This is a genomic window from Streptomyces sp. NBRC 110611, assembly GCF_001590865.1.
GTDB lineage: Bacteria > Actinomycetota > Actinomycetes > Streptomycetales > Streptomycetaceae > Streptomyces.
The window spans coordinates 321,259-348,046 of the sequence record NZ_BBUY01000005.1; the positions used below are offsets into that span (position 1 = coordinate 321,259).

Below are 26,788 nucleotides of genomic sequence, written 5' to 3' on the forward strand. Positions count from 1 at the left end.
CGCGTAGCGGCCGGGTCGGTGAGGCGGTGGGCTGGGAGGCCGGAACGGTGGCGCTGCGCCCGCTGGTAGGCGGGGACACGTGGTACACGGACGAGTACCGGCCGCCGAATGAGCTGGACCGAGTTCGCGCCCGCGTGGCCGGACGGAGGCGTCGAGCATGAGCGGCTACCAGGAACGGCCCGTAGAGCTGCCGTTGCCGTACCGCGAGAAGGACCTCGACCCTGCCCCGGTCCCCGGCTGCAAGACGTGCGCAGCAGAGGCTGAGGAACGCTACCAGGCCCGTGCGAAGAAGGAATTCGGGTTAGCCGCCATCTCCAGTATGAAGATCGCTGAGCATGTGCGGTTCGGCTCCCACAACGACACCCCCGAGACACCCGGCTAGCCCATGGCCGGGTGCGCTCCCCATAGAGGGCCCAACCATCCTCCCGGCCCCATGAGGAGCGCGAACGGTCGCCCAGTACTCATGGTCCGTGTACTGGGCGACCGCCACACCCCCGTCCCCTTCCGAGTGTTCCCCCTGACCCGGCAAGGGGGCGGGTCCCACCACCAAGTGAGGAGAGTTGCGATGCCACGGCGCGCGTCTGAGGAAACGAGGAGGGCCAGAGAATCCGTGATTGCGGAGAGAGGCCACGTGATCCAGCAGTACCGTCAGGGCGCGTCCATGGCCCAGATTCACCGTGCCTACGGCCACCCCGGCGAGCACTGGCTTGCGCGACAGTTCGACGAGTGGCAGGAGCCGAGAGGGACGGCCATCGGTCGCGGACCGGTGACCAGAAAGGGCGACCAGTGACAGGACGTGGGGCTCCAACACATCACTGTGCCCCCGCCGTCCAACAGGTCACATGAGCCACGACAGCCCAGAACACAAGATCACCGCGTGCCACCGATGCAACGCCGACGCGCACGAGAAGGCCGAGAAGGAGCGCGAGGAACAGCAGCGGCGCGAAGAGGACGCCTTATCCGCCCGTCTTTTCGTGGCAAAGGTTGCTGTTGGCCTGGTCGTGCTCATCATCTGGGCTCTCCTGATGGCGGTGTTGTCGCGCATCGGCTGAGCCCGGAACCCTAGCCCCCGTCCCAACAAGGGGCGGTAAGCAAGTGCCGAAACTCACTCCATGGAGGAGCCATGAACGCGTTAGCCCTTCGGCCGGTGTTCGTTTGGCTGGAGATCACGGGACTCTGCAACCTGAAATGCCGCCACTGCTACGCCGACTCGTCCCCGCAGGGTGATCACGGTGACATGACAGATGGCGACTGGTTCCGGGTCATGGACGAGCTGAAAGTCCTAGGCGTCCGGGATGTGCAGTTCATCGGCGGGGAACCGACCCTCCACCCAGGACTGCCCGCTTTCATCCGGCACGCCCTCAAGTGCGGCATGCGGGTTGAGGTCTTCTCGAACATGACCCACATCCGGGACGAGGTCTGGGAAGTCCTCCAACTACCCAATGTACGGGTGGCATTCAGCTACTACAGCGACACGCCCGAGGATCACGACGACGTGACGGAGAATCGCGGGTCTCACGCCCGTACGCGCGCCAACGTCGACAAAGCGCGGGAACTGGGCATCGAGATGCGCGGCAGCGTGATCAACGTCCTACAGGCGCAGCGGGGGGACTACGCGTCACACGAGCTGTTGCAGCTCGGCATTCGCGATGTGCGAACAGACGGCATCCGTCCCTTCGGCAGGGGCGCACAAGGGGCGACCCCATCGTTAGGGCGGTTGTGCGGACGCTGCGGACGGGGAAAGTTCGCGATCTCCCCGCGCGGAGAGGTATGGCCGTGCGTGTTCGCCCGCTGGATGCCCGTCGGCAACGTCCACACTCAAAGCCTCACGGACATCTACGACGGCGACGAAATGCGCAACGTGCGTGGTGTGCTCGAAGAGGCGTTCCCGCACACAAAGGCGCAGCCCAGTAGCTGTCTGCCCGACATGTGCACACCGAACTGCAATCCCTCCTTCGAAACCTGCAACCCGCAACTAGCCTGCGTGCCTGACGCTCAGTGCGGCCCCACCGGCAGCAACGGGGATGGAGACGGCGGAGAGGGGAGCGGGAAACGCATCACTGCGCAGCCAGTACGAATGTCGCCACGCCGATCCGTCAGGTACCACAATCCCGGCGTCTCAGATACCGACTGCTGACGCTCGCACCCACTCCTGCCAGTGATTCCCGCCCGTACGCCAGTGATCAAGGTGTACGGGCGGGTAGCGTGACGGCGCCCAATCAGCACGCACCACGGGAGCACCGCGCATGAACGACTCAGCCGTGATCACGCTCTATCTCGCCCGGCGCGACGCGTACGCCGCATTCCTCAACGCTGTGGACGAGGAGCGGACCGTGATCTGGCACCGCGAAGCCGGACGGTACGAGACCGACGCGGCAGCCATTGCTGCTATCGACCGGGTCTATGACGTGACCCGCGCCCGGTTTAACGTCATCGACCTTGAAGGCGTGGGCCCGGTGAAGGAGGGGCGCGCGCTCGTGGAGCGTCTAGCCGACATGGAGAAGGGCGACCCCAAGCAGCCGGCCTGGGCCGACTTCAAAAAGGCCCGGGAGGATTTCGTGAGCGCGGCAAGCCGGTATCTCCAGGGCCTCATCCCTGAAGCTCGAAGCTGACCTCTCCAGGCTGGCCTACCGGCGAGCACCGCCCCGGTACTGCCCCGCGGCGACACCTCACCGAGGCACTCACTCTGAAGAATTCCATGGGTTGTGACCCATCCGGGTTACTCAGCGTAATCTGTACGGGTCCGTCCGGGCCTGTTCCTTCGCATTACACGGCCCGGTCGGACAACCCATAGGGGGCGCCCCGCCGGCCAGCAGAGGGCGCCCCCCTTCTATCTCAAGAGCCCTACACCGCTATCCCACACTCTCCTCCGCCCCAGCAACGCCCGACGTCGACCGCGCCTGACCTCCCGACGCCACCACCGTCGACGCCGCGCCCGCCCTCCTGCGAGACCGGGACACGGCAACACCAGCCAAACAGAGCAGACCGCCAAGCAGCGTCAGCCAGCCCGGCACCTCACCCAGGAACACCCACGACATCACGACCACCAAACCCGGAGCCGCGTAGGTAGTCGCGCCCATCTTCCCCGCCGTCGTCCGCGACAGCGCAAAGGCCCACGTGCTAAACGCGATGGCCGTCGGAAAGACCCCGAGATATACAACGTTCAACGTCGCCGACACCGGTGCCTGAGTCATCTGCGAGACGAACTGACCGGAAAAGGGGAGGCAGACCAAAAGACCAACAAGGCAACCAAACGTCGTCACCTGCAACGGCGACGCATGCCGAAGAGCCGTCTTTTGAAGCACCACGCCCACCGCGTACGTCACAGCAGCCAGCAGGCACAGCAAAACCCCCAGCAGCGTGGCAGCCCCGCCGCCGGTCATAGACAGCCCGACCACCACAGCACCGGCGAATGACACCGACATGCCCGCCATCAATCGAGGCGGGAACCCTTCTCTAAGAAGCCATCCGCCGAGCAGCGCAATCAGAATCGGCCCCACATTGACCAGCATCGCCGCCGTGCCCGCGTCGACCTCATGCTCACCCCAATTCAGAGCGATCATGTACGCGCCGAACCAGAGCACACCACAGCCGACGATGCCCGGCCACGCCTTACGGGGCGGAATGCCGCCCCGCCGAACAAGAAGCACGACACTCAGTACCACCGCAGCCGCAAGCAGACGCCCGAACGCCAATGCGCCCGGCCCGAAATACTCAGCTGAGCTGCGGATCGATACGAACGCCGATGCCCACAGCACCACGGTCACAGACGCAGCCACGAGGGCCGGAACGTCAACTCCGCCCGCTGCCGGCCCTCGCCCGAAACGTCGCTTCACGGCGACTCCCCTCACAAAGCACGGTGACGCCCGCGGCCGAGCGTCTCGTCGACCGTAAGCAGACCAGGGGATCACGTCACCCCCGTTTCCACATTTTGGTACTGACCAGGCTGGGCGTGATGCGGGGCCGCTCCCATCCTCACCCCTTCTGACCTGCAAATATGCCCGTGTGTCCTTTAGGGGAGGAGCTCCTCGGCTATTTCATCAACCCGCTGGTCAGCATCGCCTTCGGCGTCCTCGTACTGCGTGAGCGGCTGCGGCCGCTGCAGTGGACGGCAGTGGGCATCGGCACGCTGGCCGTTGTCGTGATGACCGTCGCGTACGGCAAGGTGCCCTGGATCGCGCTCGGACTGGCCCTCTCGTTCGCGACATACGGACTGGCCAAGAAGGGCATCAAGCTCGACGGCATCGAGGGCTTCAGCGCCGAGACGGCCCTCCAGCTGCTGCCCGCACTGGGCTACTTGATCTTCCTCGGTGTGCGCGGCGAGTCGAGCTTCCTCAGCGGCGGGGTGGACCAGGCACTGCTGCTCGCGGGCTGCGGGGTCGCCACGGCGATACCGCTGATCTGCTTCGGTGCCTCGGCCATGCGGCTGCCGCTGACCGTGCTCGGGATGATGCAGTATCTGGCGCCGACGTTCCAGTTCGTGCTGGGGCTCACGGTCTTCCACGAGCGGATGCCGCCGGAGCGCTGGGCCGGCTTCGCACTGGTCTGGATGGGCCTGGCGGTGCTGACCTGGGACGCGCTGCGCACCACGCGGCGGGCACGGGCGGAGCTGGCCGAGGCCGCAGCCCGCGCGAACGAGGCGACCGCGGCAGCTACGACAGCGAACGGGCCGGGCCGGGCCGCCGAGACGGTAGGGGCCGCCGAAGCGGCCGTACCCGCCGCCGAGACCGGGGCGCGCCGCCTTACGCCGTGATGTCCCGGGTGGTTGCGCCGTGACGTCCCGGGTGGCTACGCCGTGATGTCCCGGGTGGTGAACCGCGCCCAGGCCGCCGAGCCGAACACCACCGCGTAGAGCGCCTGAAGGCCCACGTTCTTCTGCAGCTGATCCCAGTAGACGGGGTCGCGAAGCAGATCCGCGAAGGACAGCCAGTAATGCGGGAAGAGGTAGGGCTGTACGGCTTCCAGCTGCGGGATGGTGTCCAGGATCTGCACCGTGATCAGCAGCCCGACCGTGGTCGCCATAGCGGCGGTCCCGCTGGTCGTCAGGGTGGAGACGAACAGGCCGACGGCGGCCACTCCGATCAGCGAGAGGGCCACCACGCCCGCGATGGCCAGCGCCCGCAGCAGCCCCTCGCCGAAGGGTATGGACGTGCCGGAGAGCAGGGTGATGTCGCCGAGGGGGAAGAGCAGCGCGCCGGTCGTCAGCGCGGAGAGCGCCACGACGAGGGTGCCCGCCAGGCAGAACGTCAGGGTCGTGGCGTACTTGACCAGTAGGAGCCGGGTCCGGCCGGCGGGGGCCACCAGGAGATAGCGCAGCGTTCCGCCCTGCGCCTCGCCGGCTATGGAGTCGCCCGCGATCAGGCCGGTGGCCATCGGCAGGAAGAACGGCAGGGTCACCGCGAGTGAGGCGAAGACCAGGAAGAGGCCGTTGTGGGCGACCTGGGAGAGGAACGCCGGGCCGCCTTCGCCCCCGTCGTGGCCCGCCGCCCCGCCGTCGCCCGTCTGGATCTTGACGGCGATCCCGACCAGGACCGGTACGCCCGCGAGCACCGCCAGCAGCGCCAGGGTGCGCCAGCGCCGGAAGGTCATGGCGACCTCGCTGCGCAGCAGCCCCAGCGACCGCGCCGCTCGGAACCAACCGGACCGCCCGCCCTGACCGGACCGACCGGGCCGCCCTCCCCGACCGGGCCGACCGGGCCGCCCTCCCCGACCGGGCCGACCGGGCCGACCTCCCTGGCCGGGCCAACCGGACGCTGTCTCAGCCTGCGACATCGAAGCCCTCCCCGGTCAACTGGACGAAGATGTCCTCCAGCGAGGCGCGTTCGGTTCCGAAGGCACGGACCCGCACGCCGGCGTGCACCAGCGCGGCGTTGAGGTCCGCCAGCTCCGGTGCCCCCGCACCGTCCGGCCCGCCGCCCGGCAGTTCACCCGTCACCCGGTCGTCGGTGGCCTGAAGGCCGGTCACCCCCTGTTCCTTCAGCACCCGGACCGCGTCCGCGGCGTCCGGAGTGGTCACCGTCAGCCTGGCCGCGCCCCGCGGGCCCAGCACCGTGGCGGAGAGGTCGGCGACCGTGCCCTGGGTGATCAGCCGGCCGCGGGCCATCACCGCGGCATGGGTGCATACCTGCTCGATCTCGTCGAGGAGATGGGAGGAGAGGAAGACGGTGGTGCCGTCCGCCGCCAGCTCACGGACCAGGGCGCGGATCTCCCGCATGCCCTGCGGGTCCAGGCCGTTGGTCGGCTCGTCGAGCACCAGCAGCTCACGGGGCTGGAGCAGGGCCGCGGCCAGGCCGAGCCGCTGCTTCATGCCGAGGGAGTACGCCCGCGCCTTCTTGCCGGCCGCAGCGGCCAGGCCCACCCGCTCCAGGGCGCGGCCGACCCGTTCCTCACGAGTGCGGGGGTCGGCGACCGGGTCGGCGGCGTCGAATCGCCGCAGGTTGTCGCGCCCGCTGAGGAATCCGTAGAGCGCCGGGCCCTCGATGAGCGCGCCCACCTCGGGGAGCACCCGGCGCCCGGCCGCGGGCATCGGCCGGCCGAGCACCCGGGCGCTGCCGGCGGTCGCGTCGATCAGGCCCATCAGCATGCGGATGGTGGTGGTCTTGCCGGAGCCGTTGGGGCCGAGGAATCCGAAGACGCTGCCGCGCGGGACGACCAGATCGAGGCCGTCCACGGCGAGCCGACCGCCGCGGTAGGCCTTGGTCAGGCCTACCGTCTCGATCGCCCGGTCGCCGAGGGGCGTACCGCCGGTGCCCTCAAGGCGCGGGGGAGGCTGTCCGGGCGCGGGCGGGCGCGTGCCGTCGGGCCCGGAGACGGGCGGCTGTGGCATCGGCTCCCCCATGTCGTACGGATGAACAGCCCGCGGTCCCACGGGGGAGTGGCCCCGCGGGTGGTGCCGCGCCGCCCGGGGCAGGGCGACGCGGCAGCCCCTGGCCTACCGCTGCCTCCGGTGTACCGCTGGCCCACTGCGGTGACCCGTTGCTCGGCGGCTTGCTTGACGGCCTACTTGGCGGCGTTGGCCGCGTCGATCAGGGCCTGCTTGTCGACGGCGCCGACGTAGACGGTGCCGTTGTCCGTTATCAGGGCGTTGACCAGGCGGGTGCTGAAGATCCGGCCGGTGCCGAAGGAGCCGCTGGCCTTCTCACCGAGGCTGTCCAGGAACGCGCCCGCGTCACCGCCGGCGGCCTTGTCCTTGCCGGTGGGCAGGCCGGAGCCGGCGCCCTTGATCGTGGCGATGGACGTCCAGCCCTCGCCGATGACGTTCAGCCCGCCCAGGTTCTTCGCCGGCCCCTTCTGTCCCTTCTCGAACTCCTTCACGTCCTTCTGTCCGGCGGCGTCCTTGCCGTGTGCGCGCTCGGCCTTCGCCCGCTCCTCGTCGGCGTCGACGACCTTGGCGCCCTTGGGCGGAGTGAAGGAGAACGTGCTCGCGGCGGGCTTGGCGAAGTCGACGCTGGTGAAACCGACGTCGATGGCGGCCGGGCCACCACTCTTCGGGGTCAGGGTGAACTTCAGCGGCGTCCCGTTGGCGGCGTCGACCGCCACCCGGATCGAGCCGACCGTCGAGCCGGCCTGCTTCGGCTTGATCAGCAGCTGGTAGGCGTCCCGTCCGGCGACCTTGGCGGTGCCGTCGACGGTGACCGAGGTCGTGTCACCGGCCGCCTTCAGAGCCTGCTTCGTCAGGTCCTGCGGGGTGGCGTTCTTCAGGTCTTCGGGGAGGCCCCGGGGCTTCCCGCGCTCGCCGTGCCGGCCTGCGTCGGGCGCGGTGCTGTGGACAGCGGTGTTGCTGCCGCTGTCATACGCCCAGACCTCGCTGCCGCTGTGGACGAGGCTGTACTCGGCGGCCTTGTCGACGATGGACACCCGTTGTTTGTCGGGACCGTCGGCGGCGACGCGGAGCGTGTGCGTACCGGACGCCAGCTCCATCAGCTTCTTCCCGGGCGACACGGACGCGCCGTCCCCGTCCTTCTCGCCGCCGCCCGCGCCGCCCTGGCCACCGCCGAAGCCGCCGGCCCCGCCGCCGAGCCCGTCCGGCAGGGACGGCAGGCCGAGGTCCGTGGTGACCCGCACCGTGCCGGAGAGCTGCTGGACGTCCGACGTGGCGATCTTGGCTATCAGGTCCGCTGCGGAGATCTTCGGCAGATCCGGGGAACCGGAGCCGGCGAACGCCGGAACCAGCCCGATCGTGGCCGCCGCAACTCCCGCCACCGCGACCGGCACGGCGTACCGCACCGTCTTACGGCGCTTCGACGCGCGCTCCCCGTCCCATGCGTCGGTGAACTCGGTCGGTTCGTTCCGTGGCATCTGCCTACCTCCGTCGTCTGCGGCGGTTGCTGCGCTGTCCTCGCGCCCCCCCTGGAGCTGCTGGTGGCTCGTTCGCCGCGCTGTGGTGCTCTCCATCTCACCAAAGCACCCGGCACAAAGCGTCAGCCCGCGGGTCCAACTCGTCGTACTGCTGAGGTATGACAACCGGTCACCGCGCAGCGGAACACATACAACAGGAGTCGGACCCACCCCCTAAGGGCTCCCCCTCACCTCTCCGAGGACTGCCTCTCACCTCCCCAAGGACCGCCTCCCCAACCACGGCGAGAACCACGCCGAGAACCACGGCGAGCTGCGGGGAATATCCCCCGCCCTCAGCCGGTTGTAGGCCCGCAGGGGGCGCTCACGACCCTTAGGGGATCTGTTCGAAAACCCCTAGGGGACCCAGCGTTCGAAAGCCCCCAGGGACCCAGCGGCCAGCCCCTGATCGCCACTCGGTACCCCGCCCCGGCTTCCCTCGTCCCGACTTCACCCGGCCCGGTGGACCACCGCGTCGCACAGGCCCTCGAGAGCCGACTTGGCCATGCACTCGGGCAGCGGCGCCAGCGTGGCGCGCGCCTCCTCCGCGTACCGCACGGTGTCCCGGCGGGCCTCTTCGAGTGCCGGGTGGGCGCGCAGCCGGACCAGCGCCTCGGCGTGCCGGGCGTCATCGGTGAGATCGCCCGCCAGCAGCTCGCACAGCGCCCGGTCCTCGGGCGTGCCGGAGCTGCTCTCTGCCCGCGCCCGCAGACGCAGCACGGGCAGCGTCGGAATGCCCTCACGCAGGTCGGTTCCGGGCGTTTTGCCGGACTCGTGCGAGTCGCTGGCGATGTCCAGCACGTCGTCCGCCAGCTGGAACGCGGTGCCCAGCCGCTCGCCGTACTGAGTGAGGATGTTGGCCGTCGACTCATCAGCGCCCGACATCATGGCGCCGAAACGGCAGGCGACGGCGACCAGCGACCCGGTCTTGCCCGCGAGGACGTCCAGATAGTGATCGACGGGGTCGCGGCCGTCACGTGGGCCGGCGGTCTCCAGAATCTGCCCCGTCACCAGGCGCTCGAACGCCTCGGCCTGGATACGGACCGCCTCGGGCCCGAGGTCGGCGAGGATGTGGCTGGCGCGGGCGAAGAGGAAGTCGCCGGTCAGCACCGCGACGGAGTTGCCCCAGCGGGCGTTGGCGCTGGCCACGCCGCGGCGCACATCGGCCTCGTCCATCACGTCGTCGTGGTACAGCGTCGCCAGGTGCGTCAGCTCCACGACCACCGCGGCGGGCACCACACCCGGGCTGTGGGGGTCACCGAACTGGGCCGCGAGCATCACCAGCAGCGGCCGGAACCGCTTGCCGCCCGCGCGCACGAGGTGCTGCGCGGCTTCGGTGATGAACGGCACGTCGCTCTTGGTGGCCTCCAGCAGGCCCTCCTCGACAGCCGCCAACCCGGCCTGGACATCGGCCTCAAGAGCCTGGTCCCGCACGCTCAGCCCGAAGGGCCCGACGACGGTCACGAGGGGTACTCCTGTCTGCTGACGATCAAACTGAATGTCGATCTGTCGCTGTCTCCACCATTGGCCAGCGTATCCGGTCCCAGTTCGATCACCGTGAGCGCCCGCCCCCTGAGCCGCCCGGGAAGCATGACGACCCCCGGGTGGCATGGCATGGATCACATTGTGCTGGGTTTTTTGACGTCGCGGAGCGGCGACAGCGACGGCCCTCACATTCCCGGCCGCCCCAGGAACCACAGCTGTGACCGGAAGGCCGATATACCGCGCCGGCCACAGGCCCCTCGGCCATCTTCCCAGGACCGGTCCCCCGGCGGGGCCGGCCGACCCACGCGGCCGGGTGAGCGCGACACCGTGAGCGACGGGGCCGCGCGGGCTGCGGGGGACTCGGCGGCCGCGGGGAGTGAAGGAGTGAAACGGTCTTGTGTGGCGGCGCACGCGGGAAGCCAGAACCGAATTGCGCCGTCCGGCAAGGGTTTTCCGGACATTGCCGAGTCCCGGGACGCACGTGCGGTGCCGCACGGTCGTATATGCGGTGCCGCGGGGAGTGCGTCCGGTGCGGGGGGGGAGGGAGTACGTCTGGTGCGGTAGGGAGTACGTGCGGTGTCACGGCCGGTCGTGTTCGTACGCGCTCGGCTCCCTTCGCCGCGGCGGCTGTGGAGAGCCGACGCCTCCGGCCCCGCCCCGGCGTGGCCAGGGCCGACGGGCACTCACCCGACCGCACCCCGGCCGGAGGGCGGGCGTCCCTCACCCGCCCGGACCGCCTCCTCACGCGAGTTATCCACAGGCCTCATCACCGCGGCTTGCCCGGCCGTACTCTGATCGACAGAGCCGCCGGGCCGGGGATTCATCAGCCCCTGATCAGCCCCCCTGACCGGTCAGGCCGGCCCCACTGGCGACGACGAACGCGAGGAGCTGTCATGCCCGAGCAGAGCCCGTTCGACCTGGCGGAAGGCGACCCCTTCGGCCCGCACAACCTCCCCTACGGCGTCTTCAGTACCGCCGACGCGCCCGACCAGCACCGCCTCGGTGTCCGCTACGGCAGCTACGTCCTCGATCTGAGCGCCCTGCCCAGCGCGCTGCCCGCCGCCATCCATCCGCACGCCGAACTGCTCGCAGCGCCGACCCTCAACCCGCTGATGGCCGCGGGCCGCCCCGTCTGGCGGCAGATCCGCACGGCCGTCCACAGCGCGGTGACCGACCGGACGCACCGCGACGAAGTGGCACCGCTGCTCCATCGGTTGGGCGAGGTCACCCTGCACCTCCCCTTCGAGGTCGCGGACTACGTCGACTTCTACTCCAGCGAGCACCACGCCACCAACGCCGGACGGATCTTCCGCCCGAACGGCGCGGCTCTCCCCGCCAACTGGAAGCATCTGCCGATCGGTTACCACGGCCGGGCGGGCACGGTCGTCGCCACGGGAACCCCGGTCGTACGGCCCAACGGCCAGCGCAAGACGCCCACCGACGAGACACCGGCCTTCGGCCCGTCCACCCGCCTCGACATCGAGGCCGAGGTCGGCTTCGTCGTCGGCACACCGTCCACGCTGCACGAACCGGTCGGACTCGACTCCTTCCGCGATCACGTCTTCGGCGTCTGCCTGCTCAACGACTGGTCCGCGCGGGACATCCAGGCCTGGGAGTACGTACCGCTCGGCCCGTTCCTGGGAAAGTCCTTCGCCACGTCCGTCTCCGCCTGGATCACCCCGCTCGACGCCCTCGACACGGCCCGTACGGCACCGCCCGCCCGGGACCTGCCGCTGCTTCCCTACCTCGACGACGCGACCGCCGAACCGGGCGGCATCGACATCCGCATCGAGGTCCGCATCAACGGCGAGACCGTCTCCCGGCCCCCGTTCTCCACGATGTACTGGACCGCGGCCCAGCAACTGGCCCATATGACCGTCAACGGCGCATCCCTGCGCACCGGTGACCTCTTCGCGTCCGGCACCGTCTCCGGACCCGAGCCGGACCAGCTCGGCTGCCTGCTCGAACTCACCCAGGGCAAGGGCCCGTACCTCCAGGACGGCGACGAGGTCACCCTCACGGCCTGGGCGCCGGGCCCCGACGGCGCCCGGATCGGCTTCGGCGAGGTCACCGGCCGCATCCTGCCCGCTCCTGCTTCCCCGGGCCGCGAGACGACATGACCGGCAATCCCCTCACGCTCCCCGAGGAGTTACTCCTTCTCGCCCTCGACCCGGTCCGCGGCCGTCTCCTGAACAACCCCACGTACCTCCGTTACGGGCTGGCCGGCGCGGCGCTGGCCGACTTGGAGGCGGCCGGCCGGATCACTGTCGACCACGGCGACCGCATCACCGTGACCAAACCGCTGCCGCTGGGCGATCCCGTACTCGACCACGCCCTGACGGCGCTCCGCGCGCCGGTCAAGGGCGGCAACGGCATCAAGGCGCACCGCTGGGTACGCGGCTCCGGCCGGTCCGTCCAGGAGTTGTGCCTGCGCCGGCTGGAGGAACGCGGCGCTCTGCGCAGAGAGCCCCACCGGGCCCTGGGTCTCTTCCCGTACGACCGGTTCCCGGCCGGCCCGGTGGATCTGGCGGCCCCGGCCCGCGCCCGCTTCACAGCGGCTGCCGATGCCCGGTTCCCCGACCGGCGCGGCCGTCTGCTGGCCGCCTACGCCTCGGCAACCGGTCTGGACGCCGGGCTCCTGCCGGGTGGCGCCCATCGCCCCCTGCGGCGCGACCTGCGGCGTCTGGCCAAGGAGGAGTGGACCGCGTACGCCGCGTTCCGCGCCGTCCAGCACGACAAGAGCGCGGCGGGTGGAGGCGCCTAGGAGACTCAGGAGGGAGTACGTCAGGCTGCCCCGGCCGTAGGCGGATCGCAGGTTGACCGGGGAGAGGCTGGGAGAGGCCTCGGCTTCCGGCGGCAGAGGGCGGTGCGGGGCTCGGCTCCGCGGGCGCCGATGCCGTGGGGCTCGTGGCCGTCATGCGCGGGGCTCATTGCCGTCATGAGCGTTGTCGGTGTGCCGAGCATCGGCGGCTAGTGGGGGTGCGGGGAGGTGGAGGGGGCGGGGGGAGGGGGAGCCCCCCCGGGGCGGAGGGACGGTGAGCCGGACCCCGTTGGACCGCCCCCTCCACCCCGCCCCACCTCCCCGCGCTCCCTCCCCGCGCGCCCCCTCTCCGCCCCGCCCGCTTTACCCCTCCGCCCCGCCCGCTTCATCCCCTTCGCCCGGCACCGCCGCCTTTCCTGTCACAGCCTCACACCAAGTCCGTACCGGCGCAGCCGCAATCCGGGCGAGGGGCCGGACGGGGTCGGGGGCCGCTGCTAGCCTCACGTCTCCCTGTTCCACAACGGACCTGTCCCACAACGGAGGAGACGTACGTGCGCAAGGCAGCGCAGATCGCCGGGGCGGCAGCCATCGCCGCGACGCTGCTCAGCGGCTGCGGAAGCAGCGGCGACAACGGCAGCGACAGCAAGCCGGGCAAGAAGCCGGAGGCCGCGCCGTCAACTCCGGGAGGCGCGGACAAGCCCGCGAGCCCCGAGGCGGTCGAGGGCGCGTGGAAGGCAGGATCGGACAGCAGCCCGCTGGTCCTCGTGATCACCAAGGGAACGGTCGCCTTCAGCAACGGCCACAAGGCAGCCTGCCTGGGCAAGGTCCAGGAGATGGCCGGGATGACCATGGCCGCGCTGAAGTGCACCGACGGGGACACCACCCGCACCATGGGCACCCTCAAGCCCGGGGCGGACGGCAAGACCCTGACCGTGGAGTGGAAGAACGGCCCCACCGACAAGTACACCAAGTCCGGGGACGGCAGCGTGAAGATCCCCGAGATGCCGGAGCTGCCGAGCGGCCTGCCCAAGAGCTGACCGGGACGACCGGCCCGTTGCGTAATGGGCCCGTCCGCAGCGTAACGGCTGGTCCCGGTCCGTAGCGTAATGGCCGCCGTCCGGCCCCAAAGGGGCTCCGGGCGGCGGCCATTACGGTACGGAGGCGCAGGCGCGGATGTTCAGCGCACGAAGGTCGCCGCCTGGCCGGCCAGGTCGAGGAAGTACTGCGGCGCCAGGCCCAGCACCAGTGTGGCCGTGACCCCGATGGTGATGGCCATGGTCGTCAGGGGGCTGGGCACCGCGACAGTCGGGCCTTCCGCCTTGGGCTCGTTGAAGAACATCAGCACGATGACGCGGATGTAGAAGAACGCGGCGATGGCGGACGCGAGGACGCCGACCACCACCAGCCAGCCCGCGCCGCTCTGCGCGGCCGCCTTGAACACCGCGAACTTCCCGGCGAAGCCGGAGGTCAGCGGGATACCCGCGAAGGCCAGCAGGAAGACGGCGAACACCGCGGCCACGAGTGGCGAACGGCGGCCGAGCCCGGCCCACTTGGACAGCTGGGTCGCCTCGCCGCCGGCGTCCCGGACCAGCGTGACGACGGCGAAAGCACCGAGCGTCACAAAGGAGTAGGCGCCCAGGTAGAAGAGCACCGAGGAGATCCCGTCCTCGCTGGTGGCGATGGTGCCGGCGAGGATGAATCCGGCGTGGGCGATGGAGGAGTAGGCCAGAAGCCGCTTGATGTCCGTCTGGGTGATGGCGAGGATCGCCCCGCCCAACATGGTGATGATGGCGACGCCCCACATCACCGGCCGCCAGTCCCAGCGCATGCCGGGCAGGACGACGTACAGCAGCCGGAGCAGCGCGCCGAAGGCCGCGACCTTGGTGGCGGCCGCCATGAAGCCGGTGACCGGGGTGGGGGCGCCTTGGTAGACGTCCGGCGTCCACATGTGGAACGGGACCGCGCCGACCTTGAACAGCAGCCCCATCAGCACCAGTGCCCCGCCGATCAACAGCAGCGCGTCACTGCCCATCGAACCGGCCAGGGCCGGGTCGATCTGCTTGGCGCCGTCCGAGATCACCTCGGCGATTCCGGCGTAGGTCACCGTGCCCGCGTAGCCGTAGAGCAGGGCGATGCCGAACAGGAGGAAGGCGGAGGAGAAGGCGCCGAGGAGGAAGTACTTCATCGCGGACTCCTGGGACAGCAGCCGCTGACGGCGGGCCAGCGCGCACAGGATGTACAGCGGGAGGGAGAACACCTCCAGCGCGATGAAGAGCGTCAGCAGGTCGTTGGCGGCGGGGAACACCAGCATCCCGCCGACCGCGAAGAGCAGGATCGGGAAGACTTCGGTGGTGGTGAACCCGGCCTTGACCGCGGCCTGTTCGGCCGGGCCGCCGGGGACGGCGGCGGGCTGGGCCGCGAAGGAGTCCACGCGGTTGCCGTGTGCCGCCGGGTCGAGCCGCCGCTCGGCGAAGGTGAAGACGGCGACCAGGGACACCAGGAGGATGGTGCCCTGGAGGAACAGCGCCGGACCGTCGACGGCGATGGCGCCCATCGCCGCGATATGCGCCTTGGACGAGCCGAAGCCGGCGGCCGCCAGACCGATCACCGCGGCGAACGCGGCGGCCAGCGCCACCAGGGACAGCAGCAGCTGGACGGCGTGGCGGTGGCGGCGCGGGACCACCGCTTCGATAAGGATGCCGGCGACCGCCGCGCCGAAGACGATCAGGGCCGGCGACAGCTGGGCGTACTCGATGTGCGGCGCCGGGATTTTGCCCGGTGCGCCGGCCGCCACCGTCCACAGGCTGTGGACACTTGCCACGGAACTCACTTCGCGGCCTCCGCATCTCGATCATTCACGGTCCGGCCGTCCCGGTCTCCACCGGGTACGGCGTTCACCCGCACCGTGGGCTGGGGGTCCTGCTCGTCGACGACGGACAGGGTGTGCTGGACCGCCGGGTTGACGATGTCGGTGAGCGGCTTCGGATACACCCCGAGGCAGATCAGCAGCGCGACCAGCGGCGCCACCACCACCAGCTCCCGGACCCGCAGGTCGGGCATGCTCTTCACCTCGGCCTTCACGGGCCCGGTCATCGTCCGCTGGTAGAGGACCAGGACGTAGAGGGCGGCGAGGACGATGCCGACGGTGGCGATGACGCCGATCACCGGATAGCGGCTGAAGGTGCCGACCAGGACCAGGAATTCGCTGATGAACGGGGCCAGGCCGGGCAGCGACAGGGTGGCGAGCCCGCCGATGAGCAAGGTGCCGGCGAGGAGCGGGGCGACCTTCTGGACGCCGCCGAAGTCCGTGATCATCCGCGAGCCGCGGCGGCTGATCAGGAAGCCGGCCACCAGCATCAGGGCCGCGGTGGAGAGGCCGTGGTTGACCATGTAGAGCGTGGCGCCGCCCTGGCCCTGGGACGTCATCGCGAAGATGCCCAGGATGATGAAGCCGAAGTGGGAGATCGAGGCGTAGGCGATCAGGCGCTTGATGTCCCGTTGGGCGACCGCGAGCAGCGCGCCGTAGACGATACTGATCAGCGCGAGGACCAGGATGGCCGGGGTGGCCCAGGCGCTGGCCTCCGGGAAGAGCTGGAGGCAGAAGCGGAGCATCGCGAACGTGCCGACCTTGTCGACCACTGCGGTGATCAGCACGGCGACCGGCGCGGTCGACTCGCCCATGGCGCCGGGCAGCCAGGTGTGCAGCGGCCACAGCGGCGCCTTCACCGCGAAGGCGAAGAAGAAGCCGAGGAACAGCAGCCGTTCGGTGCCGGCGGCCATGTCCAGCTCGCCGGCCGCCCGCGCCTCGACGATCTGCTGCAGGGAGAAGGCGCCGGTGCCGAGCTGGTCGGCGGTGACGGCGTAGAGCCCGATCACCGCGGCCAGCATGATCAGCCCGCCGGCGAGGTTGTAGAGCAGGAACTTCACCGCGGCGTACGAGCGCCGGCCGGCGGCCCGCTCCTCGCCGTCCGGTCCCGCGCGGTCCCCGAAGCCGCCGATGAGGAAGTACATCGGGATCAGCATGGCTTCGAAGAAGATGTAGAAGAGGAAGACGTCGGTGGCCTCGAAGGAGAGCACCACCATCGCCTCGACGGCCAGGATCAGCGCGAAGAAGCCCTGGGTGGGCCGCCAGCGCCGGTCGGGTGTGGCCGACTCGAGGGGATCGGCGTCATGCCAGCCGGCCAGGATGACGAACGGGATCAGCACGGCGGTCAGGGCGATCAGGGCGACGGCGATACCGTCCACGCCCAGTTCGTAGCGGACGCCGAAGTCCCGGATCCAGGCGTGTGATTCGGTGAGCTGGTACGGCCCCTCGGCGGCGGGGTCGAAGCGTACGGCGATGACCAGGGCCAGTACCAGGGTGGCCAGCGAGAAGAGCAGCGCGAGCCATTTGGCGGCGGTGCGCTTGGCGGCGGGCAGTGCGGCGGTGGCGATCGCACCGATCGCCGGCACCGCGGCCGCCGCCGTCAGCAGGGGAAACGACATGGCTCAGACACCCCTCATCAGCAGGGTCGCGGCGACGAGAACGGCGGCCCCGCCCAGCATCTGGACCGCGTACGAGCGGACGAAGCCGCTCTGCAACTGGCGCAGCAGGCCGGAGAGTCCGCCCATCGAGGCCGCCGTGCCGTTGACCGCGCCGTCCACCAGCGAGCGGTCGAGCTGGACGAGTGTGCCGGTGACCTGGCTGCCGCCGCGGACGAAGACGATGTGGTTGAAGTCGTCCTGGAGCAGATCGCGGCGGGCGGCCCGGGTCAGCAGCGAGCCGCGCGGGGCGCGCGCCGGGACCGGTTTGCGGCCGTACATCAGCCAGGCGATGCCGACACCGACGAGCAGCACGACCATCGTCGAGGCGGTGACCGTGGTGGCGCCGACCGGGGAGTGGCCGTGGGAGAAGGAGGTGACCGGCTCCAGCCACGTCACGAAGGCTTCGTTCACGCTGAACAGCCCGCCCGCGAAGACCGATCCGACGGCCAGCAGGATCATCGGGATCGTCATGACCTTCGGCGACTCGTGCGGATGGGTCTCGGCTGGGTCCCAGCGCTTCTCGCCGAAGAACGTCATCAGCATCACCCGGGTCATGTAGAACGCGGTGATCGCGGCGCCCAGGAGAGCCGCGCCGCCGAGGATCCAGCCCTCGGTGCCGCCCTTGGCGAACGCCGCCTCGATGATCCTGTCCTTGGAGAAGAAGCCGGACAGACCGGGGAAGCCGATGATCGCCAGATAGCCGAGGCCGAACGTGACGAACGTGACCGGCATGTACTTCCGCAGGCCGCCGTAACGGCGCATGTCCACCTCGTCGTTCATCCCGTGCATCACGGAGCCCGCGCCGAGGAAGAGGCCCGCCTTGAAGAAGCCGTGGGTGACCAGGTGCATGATCGCGAAGGCGTAGCCGACGGGGCCGAGCCCGGCGGCCAGGATCATGTAGCCGATCTGCGACATCGTGGAGCCGGCCAGCGCCTTCTTGATGTCGTCCTTGGCGCAACCGACGATGGCACCGAAGAGGAGAGTGACCGCGCCGACCACGACGACCGCCAGCTGGGCGTCCGGCGCGGCGTTGAAGATCGCCCCGGAGCGGGTGATCAGATACACGCCGGCGGTGACCATCGTGGCGGCGTGGATCAGGGCCGACACCGGGGTCGGGCCCTCCATGGCGTCACCGAGCCAGGACTGCAGCGGCACCTGCGCCGACTTGCCGCAGGCGGCCAGCAGCAGCAACAGCCCGATCGCGGTCAGGGTGCCCTGGGATGTGTCGCCGGTGGCACCGAGCACCGGGCCGAAGGTGAACGTCCCGAACGTCGTGAACATCACCATCACCGCGATGGACAGGCCCATATCGCCGACGCGGTTGACCAGGAACGCCTTCTTGGCGGCGGTGGCCGCGCTGGGCTTGTGCTGCCAGAACCCGATCAGGAGGTACGAGGCGAGGCCGACGCCCTCCCACCCGACGTACAGCAGAAGGTAGTTGTCGGCGAGGACGAGCAGCAGCATCGCCGCGAGGAAGAGGTTGAGGTAGCCGAAGAAGCGGCGGCGCCGCTCGTCGTGCTCCATATAGCCGATCGAGTAGATGTGGATCAGCGATCCGACTCCGGTGATCAGCAGGACGAAGGTCATCGACAGCTGATCGAGCTGGAAGGCGACGTCGGCCCGGAAGCCGCCGACGGGGATCCAGCTGAACAGATGCTGGTGCAGGGTGCGGTGCTCGGGGCTCCGGCCGAGCAGGTCGGCGAAGAGCACCGCACCGACGGCGAACGACACCACCGCGAGCAGCGAGCCGATCCAGTGGCCGGTGCGGTCGAGCCGGGTGCCGCCGCACAGCAGCAGAGCCGCACCGGCCAGCGGTGCCGCTACCAGCAGCGCGATCAAGTTCTCCACTTTGTCGACCCCTTACAGCTTCATCAGGCTGGCGTCGTCGACCGAGGCCGTATGACGGGTGCGGAAGATCGTCACGATGATCGCCAGGCCGACCACGACCTCGGCCGCGGCGACGACCATCGTGAAGAAGGCGATGATCTGGCCGTTGAGATTCCCGTGCATCCGGGAGAAGGTGACGAAGGCGAGGTTGCAGGCGTTGAGCATCAGCTCGATACACATGAACACCACGATGGCGTTCCGCCTGATCAGCACCCCGGCCGCACCGATGGTGAACAACAGGGCGGCGAGATAGAGGTAGTTGACCGGGTTCACTTCGTGGCCCCCTCGGTGTGCTCGTTCCGCGGCGCGCCACCGGACGGACCGGGCCCGGGCTCGTCCTCCGGGCCGCGCCCCAGCCAGTTCTCGGAGCGCCGCTCCAGCGCCTTGAGTTCGGCGAGCGACTCGGCGGAGACGTCACGGATCTGGCCGCGCTCCCGCAGGGTCTTGTTGACGGTCAGCTCGGACGGGGTGCCGTCGGGCAGCAGGCCGGGGATATCCACGGCGTTGTGCCGGGCGTAGACGCCGGGGGCAGGGAGCGGCGGGATCTGTGTGCCCTCGCGGATCCGCGCCTCGGACTGCTCGCGCTGCGTCCTGGCGCGCTGCGTGCGCTCCCGGTGGGTGAGCACCATCGCGCCGACGACCGCCGCGATCAGCAGGGCGCCGGTGAGCTCGAAGGCGTAGACGTACTTGGTGAAGACGAGCGCGGCCAGGCCCTGCACATTGCCGCCGGCGTTCGCCTCGCCCAGACCGTTGAACTCCTTGAGGGAGGCGTTGCCGATACCGGCGATCAGCAGGACGCCGAAGCCGACGCCCAGGCCGGCGGCGAACCAGCGCTGGCCCTTGAGCGTCTCCTTGAGGGAGTCCGCGGCGGTGACACCGACCAGCATGACGACGAACAGGAACAGCATCATGACCGCGCCCGTGTAGACGACGATCTGGACGGCGCCGAGGAAGTACGCGCCGTTGGCGAGGTAGAAGACCGCCAGGACGATCATGGTGCCGGCCAGCGAGAGGGCGCTGTGCACCGCCCGCTTCATCAGGATCGTGCACAGCGCGCCGAGGACGGCGACGGTGCCCAGGATCCAGAACTGGACGGCCTCTCCCGTGGAGGTCACGGAGGCGGCGAGGCCGGTCATGCCTGCACCCCCTCGTCGGCGGTCTGTTCACCATTGGAGACGGCGGCCTGGCGGGCCGTTCCCGGCGCGGCCTCGGTGACCAGCCCGTTGTAGTAGTCCTTCTCCGTCATGCCGGGGTAAATCGCATGCGGGGTGTCGACCATGGTGTCCTCCAGGCCGGCGAGCAGCTCCTGTTTGGTGTAGATGAGCGATTCGCGGGACCGGTCGGCGAGTTCGTACTCATTGGTCATCGTGAGCGCGCGAGTCGGGCAGGCCTCCACGCACAGGCCGCACAGGATGCAGCGGAGGTAGTTGATCTGGTAGACGCGGCCGTAGCGCTCACCGGGCGAGTAGCGCTCCTCGTCGGTGTTGTCCGCGCCCTCGACATAGATCGCGTCCGCCGGGCAGGCCCACGCGCACAGCTCGCAGCCGATGCACTTCTCCAGCCCGTCGGGATGGCGGTTGAGCTGATGGCGGCCGTGGAATCGCGGCGCCGTCGGCTTCTTCTCCTCCGGGTACTGCTCGGTCAGCCGCTTCTTGAACATGGCCTTGAAGGTCACGCCGAAGCCGGCCACGGGGTTCTGGAACTCAGGCACCGTCGCCCCCCTTTCCGTCGGTGGCATTCACGTCACTGGCAGTGTCCACCCGACCACTGACAATCAACTCGCGTGGCCGGCGCGGGCGTCGGCGCGGCACGGGCGGGAGGCTCTGTCCGGGCAGCGGCGGTACGGGGAAACCGCCCGCCAGGGGGTCGAAGGCCTCCCCGTCGCCGTCCGTCGCCGGCTCCTCCTCGGCGCGCCGGAAGAAGTCCACGAGGAGCGAGATCAGCAGCAGGGCGACCGCCCCGCCGCCGACGTACAGCACGATCTGGGAGAAGTCGTAGCCCTCGTTCTTCAGCGCCCGGACGGTGGCGACCAGCAGCAGCCAGACCAGCGACACCGGGATGAGGATCTTCCAGCCCAGCCTCATCAGCTGGTCGTAGCGCACCCGGGGGAGCGTGCCCCGCAGCCAGATGAAGAAGAACAGCAGCAGCTGCACCTTGACGGTGAACCAGAGCATCGGCCACCAGCCGTGGTTCGCACCCTCCCAGAACGTGGAGACCGGGTACGGGGCCCGCCAGCCGCCGAGGAAGAGGGTGGTGGCGACCGCCGAGACCGTCACCATGTTCACGTACTCGGCGAGCATGAACATCGCGAACTTGATGGACGAGTACTCGGTGTTGAAGCCGCCGACGAGGTCGCCCTCGGACTCCGGCATGTCGAACGGTGCCCGGTTGGTCTCCCCCACCATCGTCGCGATGTAGATCAGGAACGACACCGGCAGCAGCGCCACGAACCAACGGTTCTGCTGGGCCTCCACGATGGTCGACGTCGACATCGACCCGGAGTAGAGGAAGACCGACGCGAAGGCGGCGCCCATCGCGATCTCGTACGAGATCATCTGCGCGCACGACCGCAGACCGCCGAGCAGCGGGTACGTCGAACCGGACGACCAGCCCGCCAGCACGATGCCGTAGATGCCGACCGAGGCCGTGGCGAGGACGTAGAGGACGCCGATCGGCAGGTCGGTGAGCTGCATCGGGGTGCGGACGCCGAAGACGGAGACCTCGTTGCCGGCCGGGCCGAAGGGGATCACCGCGATCGCCATGAAGGCCGGGATGGCCGCCACGACCGGCGCGAGGAGGTAGACCGCCTTGTCGGCCCGTTTGACGACCAGGTCCTCCTTCAGCATCAGCTTCACGCCGTCGGCGAGCGACTGGAGCAGCCCCCACGGACCGTGCCGGTTGGGGCCGATCCGCAGCTGCATCCAGGCGACGACCTTGCGTTCCCAGACGATCGAGAACAGCACCGTCAGCATCAGGAAAGCGAAGCAGAACACCGCCTTGATGACGATCAGCCACCACGGGTCGCGGCCGAACAGCGACAGGTCCTCCCGGGCCAGCGCACCGCCCGCCGCGGCCAGTTGGTCGAGCCGCATCACGCGTCCACCTCCTTGGCCGCCGCCGGCGTGCCCGGGGCGGCGGAGATCCTCACCAGGTCCCCGGGGCGGGCCCCGGTGTCGGCGGCGACACCGCCGCCCGTGGAGTTGAGCGGCAGCCACACCACCCGGTCGGGCATCGGCGTGACCTTCAGCGGCAGGCGGACCGAGCCGGCCGGGCCGCTGACCGCCAGCAGGTCGCCGTCCTTGACGCCGGTCTCCTCCGCGGTGGCCGGCGACAGCCGGACGACGACGGCGTGCCGGGTACCGGCCAGCGCCTCGTCGCCCTCCTGCAGCACCCCTCGGTCCAGCAGGAGCCGGTGTCCGGCGAGGACCGCCTCACCGGTGTCGGGGCGGGGCAGCGGCCGCGCGGTCTCCAGGGGGGCGGCCGCGTACGGGCCGTCCCAGCTGCCGAGCCGGTCCATCTCGCGGCGTACGGAGCGGACGTCGGGCAGGCCCAGACGCCCCGCGCCGGAGCCGCCGGCGGCCGCCGCCATGGTGTCCGCGAGCATGGTCAGCACCCGGCAGTCCGGCTGGAGTTGCCGGCGGGTCATCTGGTCCGGTTTGACCGCCGCTTCGAACAGCCGGGCCCGTCCCTCCCAGTTGAGGAACGTTCCGGCCTTCTCCGTCACCGCCGCCACCGGGAGGACCACATCCGCCCGCTCGGTCACCTGGGAGGGCCGCAGCTCCACACTCACCAGGAAGCCGACCTCGTCCAGCGCCGTCAGGGCGCGGGCCGGGTCCGGGAGGTCGGCCGCCTCGACGCCCGCCACCAGGAGCGCGCCGAGTTCACCGGTCGCCGCGGCCTCGATGATCTGGCCGGTGTCCCGGCCGTGCCGGTGCGGCAGCTCGGCCACGCCCCAGGCGGCGGCGACCTCGTCGCGGGCCCGCGGGTCGGTGGCCGGCCGGCCGCCGGGCAGCAGACCGGGCAGCGCGCCCGCCTCCAGAGCACCGCGTTCGCCGGCCCGGCGGGGGATCCACACCAGGTGGGCGCCGGTGGCGGAGGCGGTACGGGCCGCGGCGGTCAGCGCGCCGGGCACCGCCGCCAGCCGCTCCCCGACGACGATCACCGCGCCGTCCGCGCGCAGCGCCTCGGCCGCGGCCCGCCCCTCGTCGTCCAGGGCGACGCCGCCGGCGAGTGCGTCCAGCCATTCGGTCTCGGTGCCGGGTGCGGCCGGGAGCAGCACGCCGCCGGCCTTGATCAGGCCGCGGGAGGCGTGACTGGCCAGCCCGTAGGTGCGCTGGCCGTGCTTGCGGTGGGCCTTGCGCAGCCGCAGGAAGACGCCGGGCGCCTCTTCCTCGGCCTCGATACCGGCCAGCAGGACGGCCGGGGCCTGCTCCAGGGAGGTGTATGTGACCCCGCCGTCCTCCAGGTCACGCCCCCGGCCCGCGACCGTCGCCGCCAGGAAGTCGGCCTCCTCGGCGCTGTGCACCCGGGCCCGGAAGTCGATGTCGTTGCTGTGCAGCGCGACCCGGGCGAACTTGGCGTACGCGTAGGCGTCCTCGACGGTCAGCCGGCCGCCGGTCAGGACGCCGGTGCGGCCCCTGGCCGCGGCCAGTCCGCGGGCCGCCGCCTGAAGGGCCTCCGGCCAGCTCGCGGGCTCCAGTTCACCGGACTCCCGGTTGCGCACCCACGGGTGCTCCAGCCGGTCGCGCAGCTGCGCGTAGCGGAACGCGAAGCGCCCCTTGTCGCAGATCCACTCCTCGTTGACCTCCGGGTCGTTGGCGGCCAGCCGGCGCAGGACCTTGCCGCGCCGGTGGTCCGTACGGGTCGCGCAGCCGCCCGCGCAGTGCTCGCACACCGACGGCGAGGAGACCAGGTCGAAGGGGCGGGAGCGGAAGCGGTACGCGGCGGAGGTGAGCGCGCCGACCGGGCAGATCTGGATGGTGTTGCCGGAGAAGTACGACTCGAAGGGGTCGCCCTCCCCGATGCCGACCTGCTGGAGGGCGCCGCGCTCGACGAGGTCGATCATCGGGTCGCCGGCGATCTGGTCGCTGAAGCGGGTGCAGCGCGCGCACAGCACACAGCGTTCGCGGTCCAGCAGCACCTGGGTGGAGATCGGCACCGGCTTGGCGAACGTGCGCTTGTGGCCCTCGAAGCGCGACTCCGGGTCGCCGACCTGCATCGCCTGGTTCTGCAGCGGGCACTCACCGCCCTTGTCGCAGACCGGGCAGTCCAGCGGGTGGTTGATCAGCAGCAGCTCCATCACCCCGCGCTGGGCCTTCTCGGCCACCGGGGAGGTCAGCTGCGTTTTGACGACCATGCCGTCGGTGCAGGTGATCGTGCAGGAGGCCATCGGTTTGCGCTGGCCCTCGACCTCGACGATGCACTGCCGGCAGGCGCCCGCCGGGTCCAGCAGCGGGTGGTCGCAGAAGCGCGGGATCTCGATGCCGAGCATTTCGGCGGCGCGGATGACCAGCGTCCCCTTCGGGACGGAGATCTCGATGCCGTCGATGGTCAGGGCGACGAGGTCCTCCGGGGGGACCGCGGCGGAGCCGCTGTCCGGCCCCGTTGTCGTGACGGTCATGCGTTCACCCCCAGGTGAGCGTCGTTGTCGGCCCAGAGGGTCGACCTGGCGGGGTCGAAGGGGCAGCCCCGGCCGGTGATGTGCTCCTCGTACTCGTCGCGGAAGTACTTCAGCGAGGAGAAGATCGGTGAGGCGGCGCCGTCGCCGAGGGCGCAGAAGGACTTGCCGTTGATGTTGTCGGCGATGTCGGCGATCTTGTCGAGGTCGCCCGGCACGGCCTCGCCGGCCTCGATGTCCCGCAGCAACTGGACCAGCCAGTACGTCCCTTCGCGGCAGGGTGTGCACTTGCCGCAGGACTCGTGTGCGTAGAACTCGGTCCAGCGGGTGACCGCCCGGACGACGCAGGTGGTCTCGTCGAAGCACTGCAGCGCCTTGGTGCCGAGCATCGAGCCGGCCGCGCCGACGGCCTCGTAGTCGAGCGGGACGTCGAGGTGTTCGGCGGTGAACATCGGCGTCGAGGAGCCGCCGGGGGTCCAGAACTTCAGCCGGTGGCCGCGGCGCATCCCGCCGCTCATGTCGAGCAGTTGGCGCAGTGTGATGCCCAACGGGGCTTCGTACTGGCCGGGGTTGGCGACATGGCCGCTGAGTGAGTAGAGCGTGAAGCCCGGGGACTTCTCGCTGCCCATCGAGCGGAACCATTCTTTGCCGCGGTTCAGGATCGCGGGAACTGACGCGATGGACTCGACGTTGTTGACGACAGTGGGGCAGGCGTAGAGGCCGGCCACGGCAGGGAAGGGAGGACGCAGCCGGGGCTGTCCGCGACGGCCCTCCAGGGAATCGAGCAGCGCGGTTTCCTCACCGCAGATGTACGCGCCGGCGCCCGCGTGCACGATCACATCCAGGTCGAGTCCGGAACCGAGGATGTTCCTACCGAGGAAGCCCGCCGCGTAGGCCTCGCGTACGGCTTCGTGCAGCCGGCGCAGTACGGGTACGACCTCACCGCGCAGGTAGATGAAGGCGTGGTGCGACCGGATCGCATGACAGGCGATCACGATCCCTTCGATGAGGGCATGCGGGTTCGCGAAGAGGAGGGGGATGTCCTTGCAGGTCCCCGGCTCCGATTCGTCGGCGTTGACAACTAGATAGTGCGGTTTGCCGTCGCCCTGCGGGATGAACTGCCACTTCATCCCGGTGGGGAAGCCCGCGCCGCCACGGCCGCGCAGGCCGGAGTCCTTGACGTAGGCGATGACGTCGTCGGGGGGCATCGCGAGCGCCTTGCGCAGGCCCTCGTAGCCCTCGTGCCGACGGTAGGTCTCCAGCGTCCAGGACTCCGGCTGGTCCCAGAAGGCGGACAGGACCGGTGTGAGGAGCTTCTCGGGGCTCGCCTCTCCCCCGGCCGGCGGCCGGGAGGCGCCTCCGTAGTCGGCTGCCACGGTCATCACTCCCCCTCCTCTGCGGTGGAGCCGGGATCGCCGGCGGGGCCGTCGGCGGCGGGGCCGTCGGTAGTCGTCCGCGGGGCGACGACGTGGTCGGTGCCACGGGCGGGGGCGGCCTCGCCCTTGGCCAGGCGCAGGCCGATCAGGGAGGCGGGGCCGGCGCCTCCGGTGGCCTCGACGGCACCGGGCCGCTCGTCCGGGAAACCGGCGAGCATCCGGGCGGTCTGCCGGAAGGTGCACAGCGGGGCGCCGCGGGTGGGCTCCACGGTCCGGCCGGCCCGCAGGTCGTCGACCAGCTGCCGGGCGGACTCCGGCGTCTGGTTGTCGAAGAACTCCCAGTTGACCATCACGACCGGGGCGAAGTCACAGGCCGCGTTGCACTCGATGTGTTCGAGGGTGACCTTGCCGTCCGCGGTGGTCTCGCCGTTGCCGACGTCGAGGTGCTCGGTGAGTTCCTCGAAGATGGCGTCGCCGCCCATCACCGCGCACAGCGTGTTGGTGCAGACCCCGACCTGGTAGTCGCCGCCGTCCCGGCGCCGGTACATGGTGTAGAAGGTCGAGACGGCGGTGACCTCGGCGGTGGTCAGGCCGAGCAGCTCGGCGCAGAAGCGGATGCCAGTGCGGCTGACGAACCCTTCCTCCGCCTGGACGAGGTGCAGCAGCGGCAGCAGGGCCGAGCGCGCCCCGGGGTAGCGCGCGATCACCTCCTTGGCGTCCGCCTCCAGCCGGGCCCGGACGTCGGCCGGGTAGTCGGGGGCGGGGAGCGCGGGCATCCCCAGTTCGGTGGGGGGTTCGGGGGTT

The 26,788-nt window shown here is 70.2% G+C and carries 22 protein-coding genes and 1 pseudogene; 8 read left to right on the plus strand and 15 right to left on the minus strand.

Features of this window, described 5'->3' with window-relative positions:
• The first annotated feature begins 157 nt into the window (after positions 1-157).
• The 4 genes from AZE13_RS14625 (at position 158) to AZE13_RS14645 (ending at position 2,612) form a co-directional block, all read left to right on the plus strand.
• Complete coding sequence (locus AZE13_RS14625; RefSeq protein WP_066931060.1) at positions 158-382, plus strand: hypothetical protein; 225 nt, start codon at positions 158-160, stop codon at positions 380-382.
• Positions 383-842: 460 nt separating this feature from the next.
• Positions 843-1,052: a hypothetical protein gene (locus tag AZE13_RS14635; RefSeq protein ID WP_066931064.1), complete on the plus strand. Its 210-nt coding sequence runs from the start codon at positions 843-845 to the stop codon at positions 1,050-1,052.
• A gap of 71 nt (positions 1,053-1,123) precedes the next feature.
• The gene (locus tag AZE13_RS14640) at positions 1,124-2,137 is read left to right on the plus strand and encodes a radical SAM/SPASM domain-containing protein (protein ID WP_066931066.1); all 1,014 of its coding nucleotides are present in this window, start codon (positions 1,124-1,126) and stop codon (positions 2,135-2,137) included.
• A 109-nt stretch (positions 2,138-2,246) separates the two neighbouring features.
• A complete protein-coding gene (locus tag AZE13_RS14645; RefSeq protein WP_147264665.1) occupies positions 2,247-2,612 on the plus strand; it encodes a hypothetical protein in 366 nt (121 codons plus the stop codon).
• Between the two features lie 240 nt (positions 2,613-2,852).
• Here AZE13_RS14645 and AZE13_RS14650 read toward each other — a convergent pair whose 3' ends face one another.
• Positions 2,853-3,767: a DMT family transporter gene (locus AZE13_RS14650; protein ID WP_220127576.1), complete on the minus strand. Its 915-nt coding sequence runs from the start codon at positions 3,765-3,767 to the stop codon at positions 2,853-2,855.
• A gap of 251 nt (positions 3,768-4,018) precedes the next feature.
• On the opposite strand from AZE13_RS14650, the pseudogene rarD reads away from it, so the two are divergent.
• Positions 4,019-4,753: pseudogene (gene rarD, locus AZE13_RS14655) on the plus strand (EamA family transporter RarD); the annotation flags it as partial.
• A gap of 35 nt (positions 4,754-4,788) precedes the next feature.
• Here rarD and AZE13_RS14660 read toward each other — a convergent pair.
• The 4 genes from AZE13_RS14660 to AZE13_RS14675 all read right to left on the minus strand — a co-directional run bounded on the left by AZE13_RS14660 (position 4,789) and on the right by AZE13_RS14675 (position 9,798).
• Positions 4,789-5,772, minus strand: a complete 984-nt coding sequence (locus AZE13_RS14660; protein ID WP_079123993.1) for an ABC transporter permease — start codon at positions 5,770-5,772, stop codon at positions 4,789-4,791.
• Entirely contained in the window at positions 5,759-6,826 is a 1,068-nt protein-coding gene (locus AZE13_RS14665) for an ATP-binding cassette domain-containing protein (protein ID WP_079123994.1), read from the minus strand. The genes AZE13_RS14660 and AZE13_RS14665 overlap by 14 nt, the downstream gene beginning before the upstream one ends.
• A gap of 173 nt (positions 6,827-6,999) precedes the next feature.
• On the minus strand, positions 7,000-8,298 hold the full coding sequence (locus AZE13_RS14670; RefSeq protein WP_066931072.1) for a LolA family protein: 1,299 nt from the start codon (positions 8,296-8,298) through the stop codon (positions 7,000-7,002).
• A 486-nt stretch (positions 8,299-8,784) separates the two neighbouring features.
• Positions 8,785-9,798, minus strand: a complete 1,014-nt coding sequence (locus AZE13_RS14675) for a polyprenyl synthetase family protein (RefSeq protein ID WP_066931074.1) — start codon at positions 9,796-9,798, stop codon at positions 8,785-8,787.
• A gap of 914 nt (positions 9,799-10,712) precedes the next feature.
• On the opposite strand from AZE13_RS14675, the gene fahA reads away from it, so the two are divergent.
• From fahA to AZE13_RS14690, 3 genes are all read left to right on the plus strand, one after another.
• Positions 10,713-11,939 (plus strand): fumarylacetoacetase, encoded by a 1,227-nt coding sequence (fahA, locus tag AZE13_RS14680; RefSeq protein WP_066931075.1) that lies wholly within the window; start codon positions 10,713-10,715, stop codon positions 11,937-11,939.
• Complete coding sequence (locus tag AZE13_RS14685) at positions 11,936-12,583, plus strand: GOLPH3/VPS74 family protein (protein ID WP_066931077.1); 648 nt, start codon at positions 11,936-11,938, stop codon at positions 12,581-12,583. The genes fahA and AZE13_RS14685 overlap by 4 nt, the downstream gene beginning before the upstream one ends.
• Positions 12,584-13,131: 548 nt before the next feature.
• Complete coding sequence (locus AZE13_RS14690) at positions 13,132-13,617, plus strand: hypothetical protein (RefSeq protein ID WP_066931079.1); 486 nt, start codon at positions 13,132-13,134, stop codon at positions 13,615-13,617.
• 140 nt (positions 13,618-13,757) lie between these two features.
• Here AZE13_RS14690 and nuoN read toward each other — a convergent pair whose 3' ends face one another.
• Genes nuoN through nuoE form a run of 10 tightly spaced genes read right to left on the minus strand, consistent with a single transcriptional unit; the run spans position 13,758 to position 26,760 of the window.
• Positions 13,758-15,410, minus strand: a complete 1,653-nt coding sequence (nuoN, locus tag AZE13_RS14695) for an NADH-quinone oxidoreductase subunit NuoN (RefSeq protein WP_066931081.1) — start codon at positions 15,408-15,410, stop codon at positions 13,758-13,760.
• On the minus strand, positions 15,407-17,065 hold the full coding sequence (locus AZE13_RS14700) for an NADH-quinone oxidoreductase subunit M (protein ID WP_066931083.1): 1,659 nt from the start codon (positions 17,063-17,065) through the stop codon (positions 15,407-15,409). The genes nuoN and AZE13_RS14700 overlap by 4 nt, the downstream gene beginning before the upstream one ends.
• A gap of 3 nt (positions 17,066-17,068) precedes the next feature.
• Positions 17,069-18,952 (minus strand): NADH-quinone oxidoreductase subunit L, encoded by a 1,884-nt coding sequence (gene nuoL, locus AZE13_RS14705; RefSeq protein WP_066931085.1) that lies wholly within the window; start codon positions 18,950-18,952, stop codon positions 17,069-17,071.
• 12 nt (positions 18,953-18,964) lie between these two features.
• Positions 18,965-19,264, minus strand: a complete 300-nt coding sequence (gene nuoK, locus AZE13_RS14710) for an NADH-quinone oxidoreductase subunit NuoK (RefSeq protein ID WP_066931087.1) — start codon at positions 19,262-19,264, stop codon at positions 18,965-18,967.
• The gene (locus tag AZE13_RS14715) at positions 19,261-20,127 is read right to left on the minus strand and encodes an NADH-quinone oxidoreductase subunit J (RefSeq protein ID WP_066931089.1); all 867 of its coding nucleotides are present in this window, start codon (positions 20,125-20,127) and stop codon (positions 19,261-19,263) included. Before AZE13_RS14715 ends, nuoK begins: the two co-directional genes overlap by 4 nt.
• Positions 20,124-20,702, minus strand: coding sequence for an NADH-quinone oxidoreductase subunit NuoI (gene nuoI / locus AZE13_RS14720; RefSeq protein ID WP_181690346.1), 579 nt, complete (start codon positions 20,700-20,702; stop codon positions 20,124-20,126). Before nuoI ends, AZE13_RS14715 begins: the two co-directional genes overlap by 4 nt.
• Positions 20,695-22,083 carry an NADH-quinone oxidoreductase subunit NuoH gene (gene nuoH, locus AZE13_RS14725; RefSeq protein WP_066931093.1) on the minus strand — a complete coding sequence of 463 codons (1,389 nt, stop codon included), beginning with the start codon at positions 22,081-22,083 and terminating at the stop codon, positions 20,695-20,697. The genes nuoI and nuoH overlap by 8 nt, the downstream gene beginning before the upstream one ends.
• The gene (locus AZE13_RS14730) at positions 22,083-24,611 is read right to left on the minus strand and encodes an NADH-quinone oxidoreductase subunit G (RefSeq protein ID WP_066931095.1); all 2,529 of its coding nucleotides are present in this window, start codon (positions 24,609-24,611) and stop codon (positions 22,083-22,085) included. Before AZE13_RS14730 ends, nuoH begins: the two co-directional genes overlap by 1 nt.
• Positions 24,608-25,990: an NADH-quinone oxidoreductase subunit NuoF gene (gene nuoF / locus AZE13_RS14735; RefSeq protein ID WP_066931097.1), complete on the minus strand. Its 1,383-nt coding sequence runs from the start codon at positions 25,988-25,990 to the stop codon at positions 24,608-24,610. The genes AZE13_RS14730 and nuoF overlap by 4 nt, the downstream gene beginning before the upstream one ends.
• Entirely contained in the window at positions 25,990-26,760 is a 771-nt protein-coding gene (nuoE, locus tag AZE13_RS14740; protein ID WP_066931099.1) for an NADH-quinone oxidoreductase subunit NuoE, read from the minus strand. The genes nuoF and nuoE overlap by 1 nt, the downstream gene beginning before the upstream one ends.
• Positions 26,761-26,788 lie beyond the last annotated feature (28 nt).